The sequence below is a fragment of the Kosakonia pseudosacchari genome (assembly GCF_900184035.1).
GTDB lineage: Bacteria > Pseudomonadota > Gammaproteobacteria > Enterobacterales > Enterobacteriaceae > Kosakonia > Kosakonia pseudosacchari.
Genome location: NZ_FXWP01000022.1, coordinates 1 through 12,394, shown reverse-complemented (window position 1 = coordinate 12,394; position 12,394 = coordinate 1). Strand labels below are relative to the sequence as shown.

Sequence of the window (12,394 nt, the reverse complement as noted above, 5' to 3'; positions counted from 1 at the left end):
GTGTTCCTGTTAGGGAACGAGGCGCATATTACGGATTGCACCTGGTGCCGTCAACGCTTTTTCCATCGTTTTGAATTGTTTGCTGCAAAAATCACCCGTATGACGATTTTTCCGCGTTAACAAAACGGTTTTACCCGCGCCACAGGCAGCTTCCGCCCTTCTTCTGCACTAAATCAAGCCGTGATTCATGGGCCATCAGCTCCTCATCACTGGCTAAAACCACACGCAAGCGGTTTGCCTGACGAACAACACGCTGGATCCCCGCATCGCCTGTTTGCGTTTGCCCTTCGCCTTCCATCGCAAATTTCATTGATGTCTGGCCGCCGGTCATCATCAGATAGACATCGGCAAGGATTTGGGCATCGAGTAATGCCCCGTGCAGCGTACGTTTGCTGTTGTCTATTTCGTAACGCGAGCAGAGCGCATCGAGGCTGTTACGCTTGCCGGGGAACATTTTACGCGCCAGCGCCAGGCTGTCGGTGATTTTGCAAAACGTTTCGGTTTTTGGAATCTCGCGGTTCAGCTTGCTGAACTCATAATCCATAAAGCCGATATCAAACGACGCGTTATGAATGACCAGCTCCGCACCGCGGATATACTCAATAAACTCATCGGCGATGTCAGCAAACGTCGGTTTATCGAGCAGGAATTCGTCGGCGATACCGTGAACGCCAAACGCTTCCGGATCCACCAGCCGGTCGGGCTTGAGATAAATATGGTAGTTATTACCGGTCAGTCGACGGTTGATCACCTCCACCGCACCGATCTCAATAATCTTATGCCCTTCATAGTGGGCGCCAATCTGGTTCATACCGGTGGTTTCGGTATCGAGGACGATCTGTCGTGTAATTGCTGTGCTCATAGCGGCCATTTATGTCAGACTTGTCGTTTTAAACACAGGAAGTCTACCAGAGATGCTTAAACAGGTAGAAATTTTCACCGACGGATCTTGTCTTGGCAATCCGGGTCCGGGCGGTTACGGGGCGATTTTACGCTATCGTCAGCATGAAAGATTGTTTAGCGAAGGCTACCGTCTGACCACCAATAACCGTATGGAACTGATGGCGGCTATTGTCGCACTGGAAGCGTTAAAAGAGCATTGCGAAGTGGTGCTCAGTACCGATAGCCAGTATGTGCGCCAGGGCATCACGCAGTGGATCCACAACTGGAAAAAGCGCGGCTGGAAAACAGCGGAAAAAAAACCGGTCAAGAATGTCGATCTCTGGAAGCGGCTCGATGCGGCGCTGAGCCAACATCAAATCCGCTGGGAGTGGGTAAAAGGCCACGCAGGCCACCCGGAAAACGAACGCTGCGATGAGCTGGCGCGCGCCGCCGCGATGAACCCAACTCAGGAAGATGTAGGCTATCAGCCGGAAAGTTAAGACTGGCGGGTCGCGCCCACGGGCTGGCGAACCCGGGGTTTACTGAGGCTTGACTTCATGGGGTTTAGCGTAAGCGGAATGGTGCGTTTGCGCGCGACGATAAGTTGCATACACCCCAGCGCCGGTAAATGCGTGCTAAGCAGTTTCCCACCCTGTTTTGTCCAGGGTAGCACGCGAAAGCGGCTATAATGTAACACCTCGAAATTAAGCAACGATAGCCAGTCAAACTGGCGCATCAGGGTGAACATCCGGCTTTTTACCGCAGGCGATCGGCGTGCAAAAGGAACCGCTTTACCAAGCCCAAGCAGGCTAATCGGGTTAAAACCGCTCATCACCAGCCAGCCGTCGTCAATTAACACCCGATCCACTTCCTGCAATAACCGATGCGGATCGGTACACCAGGGAAGCGTATGCGCCAGCAAGCAGGCATCTACCGATTTTTCTGCGAACGGTAAATGCAGCGGATCGGCTCTGACCTGCGCCGGTTCGCCGCTAAGGGAAACATTGACCTGGTGGGAAATAGCGCAGCTTTCGGCATTGATTTCCGCGCTCAGATTGCCGATCTTAAGCAAATGAAATCCATACATTTTTGCAAACCACGGCTTAAGTTCTCCTTCCAGCGCTTCACGATAATGCGCGCCTTTAGGTAAATCGCTCCAGCTTGCAGGTGCGACCAATGTCTTAGGAGTCCTTGCCGGTTTCATCACAACCTTCCGCTACGCTTTGAGAGGTAATTTATGAATCTTAACAGTATTCCGGCGTTCCAGGATAACTACATCTGGGTGCTGAACAATGATGATGGTCGCTGCCTGATTGTCGATCCAGGTGAAGCCGCACCGGTATTACGCGCAGTAGAAGAAAACCAGTGGCAGCCGGAAGCTGTCTTGCTCACTCATCATCACAACGACCACGTTGGCGGCGTGAACACGTTGCGTCAGCATTTCCCGGATATAGTGGTTTATGGGCCAGAAGAAACGCAAGATAAGGGAACCACCCAGATCGTTAAAGAGGGGGACGTTATCTCCGTTTTGGGACATGATTTTTCTGTCTTTGCCACGCCAGGTCACACTTTAGGACATATCTGTTTCTTCAGTTCCCCTTATCTTTTTTGCGGTGACACACTATTTTCTGGTGGCTGTGGAAGATTGTTTGAAGGGACGGCAAGCCAGATGTATCAATCCTTTTGTAAGATCAATGCGCTTCCGGATGATACAGTGATTTGCTGCGCACACGAATATACTTTAGGGAATATGAAGTTTGCGATCAGTATCTTACCGCAGGATCCTGCACTTAACGAATATTATCGAAAAGTTAATGAGTTACGTGCGAAAAATCAAAAAACACTCCCCGTAATTCTGAAAAATGAACGGCGAATTAATTTATTTTTACGCACGGAAGATGCTGATTTAATTAATATAATTAACCAAGAAACAAAGTTGCAACACCCAGAGGAGCGTTTCGCATGGTTAAGGTCAAAGAAAGATAACTTCTGATATTTCCGGGTTGCCTTTTAAAGACGACGCCGTTATCATCGCTCGTCTTTTAAGCAACTACTATTGACACACACATGAAGGCAAAAGCGATCTTATTCGCCTCTGTCTTGCTTGCTGGGTGCCAGGCGTCTAACCACGACGGTACGGTACAACAGCACGCACAGAGCCTTTCTGCAGCTGGTCAAGGGGAAGCAGGGAAGTTTACTAGTCAGGCGCGGTGGATGGACGATGGAACATTCGCCGCCCAGAATAACAGTGACTTGTGGACCTCCATTAGCGACGAGCTAAAGATGGGAATTCCGGAAAATACCCGGATTCGCGAACAAAAACTCAAGTATTTAAGCAATAAGAGCTATCTCCACGATGTAACTTTACGGGCAGAGCCGTATATGTACTGGATAGCAGGGCAAGTTAAAAAACGTAACATGCCCATGGAACTGGTACTACTACCCATAGTGGAGAGCGCTTTTGACCCACACGCGACGTCTGGCGCCAATGCCGCAGGTATTTGGCAGATCATACCGAGCACCGGGCGAAATTATGGTTTAAAGCAGACTCGCAGCTACGATGCGCGTCGTGACATTGTGGCCTCTACTACGGCCGCGCTTGACATGATGCAGCGTCTCAACCGCATGTTTGATGGCGACTGGTTACTGACAGTTGCGGCTTATAACAGCGGTGAAGGTCGCGTGTTGAAAGCGATGAAAGCCAATAAATCGCGGGGTAAACCCACCGATTTCTGGTCACTTTCATTGCCGCAGGAAACCAAGATTTACGTGCCTAAAATGCTGGCTTTGAGCGATATTCTCAAAAACAGTAAGCGCTATGGCGTGAGTCTGCCAACACCAGACGAAAGCCGTGCGCTGGCGCGAGTCAGACTGAGCAGCCCGGTTGAGGTCGATCAGCTGGCAGAAATGGCCGGGATTTCGGTGAACAAACTGAAAACGTTTAACGCTGGCGTTAAAGGTTCGACGTTAGGTTCAGCGGGTCCGCAGTACGTGATGGTGCCGAAGAAACACGCCGATCAACTGCGTGAATCACTGGCCTCCGGCGAAATCGCCGCTGTACAGCCGACACAGCTTGCGGATAACACACCGCTGCAAGGCCGGAGCTACAAGGTTCGCTCAGGCGATACGCTTTCCGCCATCGCGGCGCGTCTCGGCGTTAGCGCAAAGGATATCCAGAAGTGGAATAACCTGCGCGGTTCGAACCTGAAAGTGGGCCAGAGTCTGACGGTGGGTGCAGGTAGCAGCGCACAGCGTCTCGCCAGCAACAGCGATAGCATTACCTATCGCGTACGCAAAGGTGATTCGTTATCGAGCATCGCGAAACGTCACGGCGTGAACATCCAGGATGTGATGCGCTGGAATAACGATACCGATAATCTGCAACCAGGCGATCAGCTGACACTGTTTGTTAAGAACAGCGCCACACCGGATTCCTGATACAAACCGATAAAAAAGCACCGTTTCCCCACGGTGCTTTTTTTTGCCTGCTTGTCGCCCCTCAAGCCGGTTTAGCTGGGGTAAACTCCACCAGCAGCGGGTTGTGATCCGATGCGCGAGTCACCAGTACCGATGCTTCCTGCACATTCAAACCACGATAAAAAACAAAATCCAGCGGACGACCAAAGGCGCGGCGGCGATTGTCATCGGTGAAACGCACCTGTCGCAGCGACATATCACGCGTAAAGCGATAGAGCGCATTCATGCGCGGCCGGCTCCAGGCGTTGAAATCCCCCGCCATAATCACAGGTCCGGCGTGGCGCATAATCTGATCGCCAATCGGCAACAACTGCTTGCTATAAACATCTACACCCAGACTGAAATTCACCGCATGGACATTCACTACCATCAGGTTACGTAAATCAGGCAGTGGGTACACTGTGACCAGCGCTGATTTCGCCAGCCGTAAAATCGGCTCCCGCTCACGCAGAGGGCAGCAATAGACCGGATGCGCAGATGAAAGCGTCATCACTCCAGAGGGATGTTGCGGCAGCACAAACGCGGGAACCTGATCGGCAGCAAGATAGTTAGTGGTCGCAAACCTGACCAGTTCGGGCGTGGTTTGCGCTTCCTGTAACAACACGAGATGCGCGTCTTTGCCAAAACTCTGCAGTACCGATAACCACTCAGCGCGCTGCTGCTTAAAGATATTCCATACCAGCACACGGATTTTTTCGTCGCTGCTTAAAGGCACACCCGCAGGCAACGCTTTGCCGATACTCGCGAAGGATCCCGGCGGCAAAATTCGCTCCGCTGGCTGTCCGGCAACATATCGCATGGCATAGGTATTCTTTGGCACTTTCGGCTTCAAACCTCATTGATTTCCGCACCCGGTTCCGGGGTGGTCATTCAGTTATAGGGATTTTAGCGCACACTTTCAACGCACAATCGGCAGAAAAACTACCGGTTATGGGTTAGTAAGCGCTTATTAATGCCTCCCGCGCCGCGCGTGCGTGGCATCACAGGCTTCAACATGGTTAAATAGCGCATGGATGAATAATATCGTTGCAGTGTTGCTACAGAGGCAATAATGAAAACCACCTCAGAAGAACTCGCGATTTTTGTGGCTGTTGTTGAAAGCGGCAGCTTCAGCCGGGCAGCGGAACGCCTGGGACAGGCGAACTCGGCCATCAGCCGTGCAGTAAAAAAACTGGAGAACAAGCTGGGCGTAAATTTGCTTAATCGCACCACGCGCCAGCTCAGTTTAACCGAAGAAGGCGAGCGCTATTTCCGTCGAGTACAAAGCGTGTTACAGGAGATGGCGGCCGCAGAAACAGAGGTGATGGAAACGAAATCCACGCCGCGCGGCACGCTGCGCATTGATGCGGCAACGCCGGTCGTGCTGCATTTTCTTATGCCGCTGATTAAACCGTTTCGTGAACGCTACCCGGAAATCAATCTTTCTCTGGTCTCAAGCGAGACGTTTATCAATTTGATTGAGCGCAAAGTGGATGTGGCAATCCGCGTGGGCAAATTAACGGATTCCAGCCTGCGCGCCCGTCCGCTGTTCAAGAGCTATCGAAAAATTATCGCCTCACCGGATTACCTCGCTCGCTGTGGCAAGCCTGAAACCGTCGAAGAGTTGCGTAATCATGTGTTACTCGGGTTTACCGAACCCGTCTCCCTTAATACCTGGCCGATTGCCTCTGCCGATGGTCAACTGTTTGAAGCCACGCCGGATATCTCCTCAAATAGCGGAGAAACACTCAAACATTTGTGTCTGAGCGGTAACGGTATCGCCAGTTTATCGGACTATATGATTGATAAGGAGCTGGCAAGCGGGGAACTGGTGGATTTGCTGGCGGATAAGCGCCTGCCGGTAGAGATGCCTTTTAGTGCGGTTTATTACAGTGACCGTGCGGTGAGTACGCGTATACGCGCCTTTATCGATTTTATTAGCGAACATCTGCCGCAATAACAACAACGGGAGCATTACGCTCCCGTTAAATTCGCGCTTAATCCCACTTCGGCGCCAGACCTTCCGGGCTGACCAGACGGTCATTGCAATCAAGCTTCGCGATTTCCGCTTTATCTTCCGCATCCAGTTTCAGCGACTGTGCCAGCAGGTTGCTTGCCAGGTTCTCACGCTTGGTCGAGGACGGAATAACCGCATAACCTTCGCCCATCGCCCATGCCAGGATGACCTGTGCTGGCGTGGCGTTATGTTTCTGTGCGATACGTCCAATCACTTCGTCTTTCAGCGCTTTACCGTATGCGAGCGTCATGTAAGAGGTGATATGGATACCGTGCTGTTTCGCCCAGTCAACGACTTTGCGGTTTTGCAGATACGGCGACAATTCAATCTGGTTAGTGGCGATGTTTTCCGCGCCCACAGCGGCAATCGCCTGCTCCATCAGCGGAATGGTGAAGTTCGATACCCCAATCTGGCGTGTCAGCTCCTGCGCTTTTGCCTTCATCAGCTCCTGCATAGAGACATCAACCGCCACAGCGGCGCCCGGAGACGGCCAGTGGATCAGGGTTAGATCAACATAATCCGTGCCTAATTTTTTCAGGCTCTCTTTCAGGCTGGGGATCAGTTTGTCAGCGCCCAGATTTTCGGTCCAGATTTTGGTGGTAATGAACAGCTCTTCACGCGCAACGCCGCTCTGAGCCAGCGCTTCGCCAATGGCAGCTTCGTTACCGTAGATCTGCGCGGTATCAATCACGCGATAGCCCAGTTCAAGGGCGTTTTTTACAGAAGCGATAACCGCTTCGTCAGTTAAACGGAAGGTGCCAAGACCAAATGCAGGGATAGCCATAAGAATTCCTCTTTCTGATTTCGTAATGTTTCGTTGCGCTGATTATTCCCCGCTTCAGCAAGGGGAAAAAGAGGCGAAAACGCAGAGGTTTTTTGCCAGAGAAGCAAAAGTAAGGGATTCAGAGCGTAAAGCTAGTCACTTGCATTTTGAAAGTCACTATGTCACCGTAAGCGCAGAATCTAATCAGTAACCGGATCAGACCATGAAAAATGAACCGCTTTGCAACGCTCCCTGCCCCATTGCCCGTAGCTTAGGCCGCATTGGTGACAGCTGGAGCATAATAATCCTGCGCGACGCTTTTGCCGGTTTCACCCGTTTTGATGAGTTCCAGAAAAGCGCCAATGTCGCCCCCAACATTCTCTCCCGTCGCCTGAAAGAGCTGGTTGATGACGGGCTACTGGAAAAAGTGAGCTACAGCACAACACCGCCGCGCTATGAATATCACCTGACGGCTCTCGGGCGCGATTTTCGCCCGGTGATCCTCGCCCTGGTGGAGTGGGGAAACCGTCACTTCTCGCCAGAAGGCGCGCAAATAGAGTTAGTCGAGCGTGAAACACAGCGTCCGGTCGAGACCATCCTCATTGATAAAGCAACCGGCGAACCCATCACGCCAGAGAAATATGCCCTGGTGCCCGGCCCTGCAGCGGCCCCGGTTATCCATTACCGCCACGATTATTTACAACGCAAACACGCTGGCGATAACACGCAAAAATTCGCCCCCTTCACTATGTGAGCCGCAATAATGACGCTCAGTAAAAAGAAAAAGGCGCTCACCCTGGTGCTGTTAGCCGCAGCGCTGTTCGCCGCTGCGGGTTATGGCGTGTACTGGTGGCAAAGCGGGCGATTTATACAGTCCACCGACGATGCCTATGTGGGTGGTGATATCAGCGCCATCTCCAGTAAAGTGTCCGGTTATGTCCAACAGATTGCCGTTCAGGACAATATGCTGGTCAGGAAAGGTGATCTTTTAATCCGTCTTGATGACAGAGATTACCAGGCTGCACTGGCGAAAGCTGCAGGTGAGGTAGCCGCGCAGCAGGCGGCGCTGGCTGATATTGCCGCGACGCGCCAGTTGCAGTTGGCGACCATTGAAGGCGCAACAGCATCGTTGGCGGCAGCCAAAGCGGTGAGTGATAAGTCAGCCAATGACAATCGCCGTTACAGCGCGCTGGTTATGTCCAGTGCCGTTTCTGCGCAGGTACGGGAAAATGCGGCGGCGGATTATCGCCAGGCACGTGCGCAGGAGAGCAAAGCGCAGGCAGACAACGCTGTCGCCATGCGTCAGCTGGCTGTGCTTGATGCGCGAGAAAAACAGACGCAAGCGGCGCTGCAGCAAGCCCAGGCGAATCTTGAAATCGCGAAATTAAACCTGAACTATACCGAGATCCGCGCCCCGTTCGATGGCGTTATAGGCAATCGCCGGGCCTGGTCCGGCTCCTTCGTCGGCGGCGGTACGCAGCTGCTTTCACTGGTTCCCGCAGAAGGGTTGTGGGTGGACGCTAATTTCAAAGAGAGCCAGCTTGCCCACATGCTTCCAGGCCAACGCGCGACCATTGTGGCGGATGTCATGCCGGGTCGAACGTTCTACGGTCATGTTCTCAGCGTTTCCCCCGCGACAGGTTCACGATTTAGTCTTCTCCCGGCAGAAAATGCTACCGGAAATTTCACTAAGATCGTCCAGCGTGTGCCCGTGCGTATCGCGCTGGATGGCGAAGCGGCAAAACTCGGTGTATTGCGCCCGGGATTTTCTGTCATCGTTACCGTTGACGAAAAGAGCGCGCCATGAGCACGACCGATGCTGTACCGCTGCAGCCTGGCGTTTCAATGCCGGTGAGTCAGAAAGTGTTTGCCTTCGCGACTATGTGTGTGGGCATGTTTATCGCCCTGATTGATATCCAGATTGTATCGGCGTCGCTGCGTGATATCGGCGGAGGGCTTTCTGCTGGCGATGATGAAACAGTATGGGTACAAACCAGCTATCTGATCGCCGAGATCATCATTATTCCTCTCTCCGGCTGGCTGGCGCGGGTGATGTCCACGCGCTGGCTGTTTGCCGCTTCCGCCGCCGGGTTTACGGTGATGAGCCTGCTCTGCGGCTGGGCGTGGAATATCCAAAGTATGATCGTTTTTCGCGCGTTACAAGGGCTGGCGGGAGGCTCAATGATCCCGCTGGTTTTCACCACTGCATTTGCTTTTTTTCAGGGCAAACAGCGCGTTATCGCTGCCGCGACAATTGGTGGTTTAGCATCGCTGGCACCGACGCTCGGCCCCACCGTCGGTGGCTGGATAACAGAAAATTTCAGCTGGCACTGGCTGTTTTATATCAACATCGTGCCGGGGCTTTACATCGCCCTCGCCGTGCCACTGCTGGTCAAAATAGATACACCTAATCCGTCTCTATTACGCGGCGCGGATTACCTGAGCATCCTGCTGCTCGCGGTATCGCTGGGGTGTCTGGAATATACCCTCGAAGAAGGCCCGCGCTGGGGCTGGTTTGATGACAGCACATTAACACTTACTGGCTGGCTAGCCTTGCTGAGCGGTATTGGTTTCGTTATTCGTACACTGCGACACGCACAACCGGTCATGGATCTTCGCGCCCTTAAGGACAGAACGTTCACACTGGGCTGCTACTTCTCGTTTATGGCGGGGGTTGGCATCTTTGCTACGATCTATCTAACGCCCTTATTTCTTGGCACGGTGCGCGGCTTTAGCGCACTGGAAATTGGTCTGGCGGTGTTTTCCACCGGGCTTTTTCAGGTGCTGTCGATCCCATTCTATGCGTGGCTTGCAAATCGGGTCGATTTACGCTGGTTGCTGATGGCAGGGCTGCTCGGATTTGCGTTGTCGATGTACAGTTTTATTCCGCTCACCCATGAATGGGGGGCGCAAGAACTCCTGTTACCACAAGCATTTCGTGGGCTGGCACAACAATTTGCGGTTGCCCCGACGGTCACGTTGACGCTTGGCAGCCTGCCGCCAACGCGGCTGAAGCTGGCATCAGGTCTGTTCAATTTGATGCGCAATCTGGGTGGCGCGATTGGCATCGCCTTGTGCGGCACCGTGATTAATGACCGAACCAATTTGCACTACAGCCGCCTCGCGGATCATCTCAATAATGCCTCTCTTTCCGTAACGGAATTCGTTCAGAGCACCGCCAGCAGATTGGTTAGCCAGGGGATTTCACCCGATATCGCCAACAGTGCTGCGCTAAAGAATCTTTCGGCTATCACGTTGCGTGAAGCTCGGACACAGGCATTTTCAGATGCTTTCTATCTGATCATGTTAGGGTTTTTAATCGCTGCGCTGCTGGTTCCTTTAATGAAAAAACCGCAAACAGCATGATATTTCAGGAGAATTGATGATGAGCGTTTCAACAAAACGCATCGTAGTAACAGGTATGGGAATTGTCAGCCCGCTGGGTTGTGGTGTCTCGCATGTGTGGCAATCGCTATTACAGGGTAAATCAGGGATTAGCCGGCTTGCAGATGAGATTGTCGATGATATTTCCTGCAAAGTGGCAGGACAGGTCCCTTCTATAGAAGAAGATCCGCAATATGGTTTTGATCCGCTGGTGGCTATTCCAGCCAAAGAGCGCAAAAAGATGGATCGTTTTATTGAGTTCGCACTGGTGGCGGCAAAAGAAGCCCTGACGCAGGCGAACTGGTTCCCACAGGATCAAACAGAAAAAGATCGCACTGCCACGGTAATTGCGACCGGGATCGGTGGGTTTAACGAAATCGCCAATGCCGTGCACACAACGGACGATCGTGGACCTCGTCGCCTCTCCCCTTTTACCATCCCCTCCTTCCTCGCCAACCTCGCTGCCGGACATGTTTCAATTGCGCATGGTTTTCGCGGACCCATAGGCGCACCGGTAACCGCCTGTGCCGCAGGGGCGCAGGCCATCGGCGACGCCGCGCGTATGATCCGTAGCGGTGAAGCGGATATCGCGCTGTGTGGCGGGAGTGAGGCGGCAATACACCGGGTTAGTCTTGCTGGCTTTGCGGCTGCAAGAGCACTATCAAGCAGTTTTAACGACGATCCAACGGCAGCATCGCGGCCATTTGATCGCGATCGTGATGGTTTTGTGATGGGAGAAGGCGCCGGATTGCTCGTTATCGAATCGCTGGAACATGCCCTGGCACGTGGTACTACACCGCTGGCAGAGCTGGTGGGATACGGAACCAGCGCGGATGCGTACCATCTGACGGCAGGCCCGGAAGATGGTAACGGCGCGCGTCGCGCCATGGAAGCAGCCATTCGCCAGGCAGAGATTACCACTGCGGATATTCAGCATATTAATGCGCATGCGACCTCAACACAGGTCGGTGACAAAGGAGAACTGGCAGCGATTAAGGGACTTTTTGGTAACGCTCCGGTTGCAATTACCTCTACAAAATCAGCGACGGGCCACCTGCTGGGCGCGGCAGGGGGTATCGAAGCTATTTTCACTATCCAGACTTTACGTGATCAGGTTGTACCGCCAACGCTAAATTTGCATCACCCTGATGACGAGGCAGAAGGATTGCATTTGGTTGCGCTGACTGCAAAGCCGTTGGAGATGCGCTATGCCTTATCCAATGGATTTGGTTTTGGTGGCGTCAACGCCAGCCTGCTGCTGAAACGCTGGGAGTAACATACGCTAAAAAGGGCGTAGTTGCCCTTTTTTAGCGAAATAACAGACGAAAAAAAACCGCATCTCGTTAGAGATGCGGCTCTTAAAATAAGTGGCGGAACGGACGGGACTCGAACCCGCGACCCCCTGCGTGACAGGCAGGTATTCTAACCGACTGAACTACCGCTCCACCGAATTTCTTTACAACCACCGGTTTGTTGCCCCGGTTTCACTGCTAATTTGATGCCTGGCAGTTCCCTACTCTCGCATGGGGAGACCCCACACTACCATCGGCGCTACGGCGTTTCACTTCTGAGTTCGGCATGGAGTCAGGTGGGACCACCGCGCTAGTGCCGCCAGGCAAATTCTTTGTGCCCTGTCCTGTGTCTTTTGCACCGGTACCGCGTTGGCTGCATTCCACGAACGTCAGTCACATACCTCTGTATGCTCCTTCCGTCGCCTCATTTGCCGCCTTGTCCCGGCGCAAAATCCTTCGGACTCTGAATCAATGCTGAAAATCTTTTCTGTCTCTCACGCCAAAACACCTTCGGCGTTGTAAGGTTAAGCCTCACGGTTCATTAGTACCGGTTAGCTCAACGCATCGCTGCGCTTACACACCCGGCCTATCAACGTCGTC

General features: G+C 52.9%; 12 protein-coding genes, 1 tRNA gene and 2 rRNA genes. 8 read left to right on the top strand and 7 right to left on the bottom strand.

What is annotated here, in order from left to right; all coding sequences use genetic code 11:
* Positions 1-130: 130 nt before the first annotated feature.
* On the bottom strand, positions 131-862 hold the full coding sequence (dnaQ, locus tag BN2591_RS17145) for a DNA polymerase III subunit epsilon (RefSeq protein WP_086873132.1): 732 nt from the start codon (positions 860-862) through the stop codon (positions 131-133).
* Here dnaQ and rnhA point away from each other — a divergent pair.
* Entirely contained in the window at positions 816-1,382 is a 567-nt protein-coding gene (rnhA, locus tag BN2591_RS17140) for a ribonuclease HI (RefSeq protein ID WP_161796289.1), read from the top strand. The two genes, dnaQ and rnhA, sit on opposite strands and share 47 nt — an antisense overlap.
* On the opposite strand, the gene BN2591_RS17135 is transcribed toward rnhA, so the two are convergent.
* Positions 1,379-2,086 (bottom strand): class I SAM-dependent methyltransferase, encoded by a 708-nt coding sequence (locus tag BN2591_RS17135; RefSeq protein ID WP_086873131.1) that lies wholly within the window; start codon positions 2,084-2,086, stop codon positions 1,379-1,381. The two genes, rnhA and BN2591_RS17135, sit on opposite strands and share 4 nt — an antisense overlap.
* A 33-nt stretch (positions 2,087-2,119) precedes the next feature.
* Here BN2591_RS17135 and gloB point away from each other — a divergent pair, with 33 nt between their 5' ends.
* Together gloB and mltD are read left to right on the top strand one after the other, a co-directional pair.
* A complete protein-coding gene (gene gloB, locus BN2591_RS17130; protein ID WP_086873130.1) occupies positions 2,120-2,875 on the top strand; it encodes a hydroxyacylglutathione hydrolase in 756 nt (251 codons plus the stop codon).
* 74 nt (positions 2,876-2,949) lie between these two features.
* Positions 2,950-4,320: a murein transglycosylase D gene (gene mltD, locus BN2591_RS17125; protein WP_086873129.1), complete on the top strand. Its 1,371-nt coding sequence runs from the start codon at positions 2,950-2,952 to the stop codon at positions 4,318-4,320.
* 61 nt (positions 4,321-4,381) lie between these two features.
* On the opposite strand, the gene BN2591_RS17120 is transcribed toward mltD, so the two are convergent.
* Positions 4,382-5,179, bottom strand: a complete 798-nt coding sequence (locus tag BN2591_RS17120; protein ID WP_071908240.1) for an endonuclease/exonuclease/phosphatase family protein — start codon at positions 5,177-5,179, stop codon at positions 4,382-4,384.
* 231 nt (positions 5,180-5,410) lie between these two features.
* On the opposite strand from BN2591_RS17120, the gene yafC reads away from it, so the two are divergent.
* Positions 5,411-6,298 carry a DNA-binding transcriptional regulator YafC gene (gene yafC, locus BN2591_RS17115; RefSeq protein WP_086873128.1) on the top strand — a complete coding sequence of 296 codons (888 nt, stop codon included), beginning with the start codon at positions 5,411-5,413 and terminating at the stop codon, positions 6,296-6,298.
* 37 nt (positions 6,299-6,335) lie between these two features.
* Here the strand turns inward: yafC and dkgB are convergent, their stop codons facing one another.
* Positions 6,336-7,139 (bottom strand): 2,5-didehydrogluconate reductase DkgB, encoded by an 804-nt coding sequence (gene dkgB, locus BN2591_RS17110; protein WP_086873127.1) that lies wholly within the window; start codon positions 7,137-7,139, stop codon positions 6,336-6,338.
* A gap of 202 nt (positions 7,140-7,341) precedes the next feature.
* Here dkgB and BN2591_RS17105 point away from each other — a divergent pair, with 202 nt between their 5' ends.
* Genes BN2591_RS17105 through fabF form a run of 4 tightly spaced genes read left to right on the top strand, consistent with a single transcriptional unit; the run spans position 7,342 to position 11,778 of the window.
* Complete coding sequence (locus tag BN2591_RS17105; RefSeq protein WP_086873126.1) at positions 7,342-7,872, top strand: winged helix-turn-helix transcriptional regulator; 531 nt, start codon at positions 7,342-7,344, stop codon at positions 7,870-7,872.
* 9 nt (positions 7,873-7,881) lie between these two features.
* Positions 7,882-8,925 carry an HlyD family secretion protein gene (locus BN2591_RS17100; protein ID WP_086873125.1) on the top strand — a complete coding sequence of 348 codons (1,044 nt, stop codon included), beginning with the start codon at positions 7,882-7,884 and terminating at the stop codon, positions 8,923-8,925.
* Entirely contained in the window at positions 8,922-10,484 is a 1,563-nt protein-coding gene (locus BN2591_RS17095; protein WP_086873124.1) for a DHA2 family efflux MFS transporter permease subunit, read from the top strand. The genes BN2591_RS17100 and BN2591_RS17095 overlap by 4 nt, the downstream gene beginning before the upstream one ends.
* Before the next feature lie 19 nt (positions 10,485-10,503).
* Positions 10,504-11,778: a beta-ketoacyl-ACP synthase II gene (gene fabF / locus BN2591_RS17090; protein WP_162494958.1), complete on the top strand. Its 1,275-nt coding sequence runs from the start codon at positions 10,504-10,506 to the stop codon at positions 11,776-11,778.
* 92 nt (positions 11,779-11,870) lie between these two features.
* Here fabF and BN2591_RS17085 read toward each other — a convergent pair.
* The 3 genes from BN2591_RS17085 to BN2591_RS17075 form a co-directional block, all read right to left on the bottom strand.
* Positions 11,871-11,947, bottom strand: a tRNA-Asp gene (locus tag BN2591_RS17085).
* A 55-nt stretch (positions 11,948-12,002) separates the two neighbouring features.
* A 5S ribosomal RNA gene (rrf, locus tag BN2591_RS17080) occupies positions 12,003-12,118 on the bottom strand.
* Positions 12,119-12,314: 196 nt separating this feature from the next.
* Positions 12,315-12,394: ribosomal RNA gene (locus BN2591_RS17075) — 23S ribosomal RNA — on the bottom strand; the annotation flags it as partial.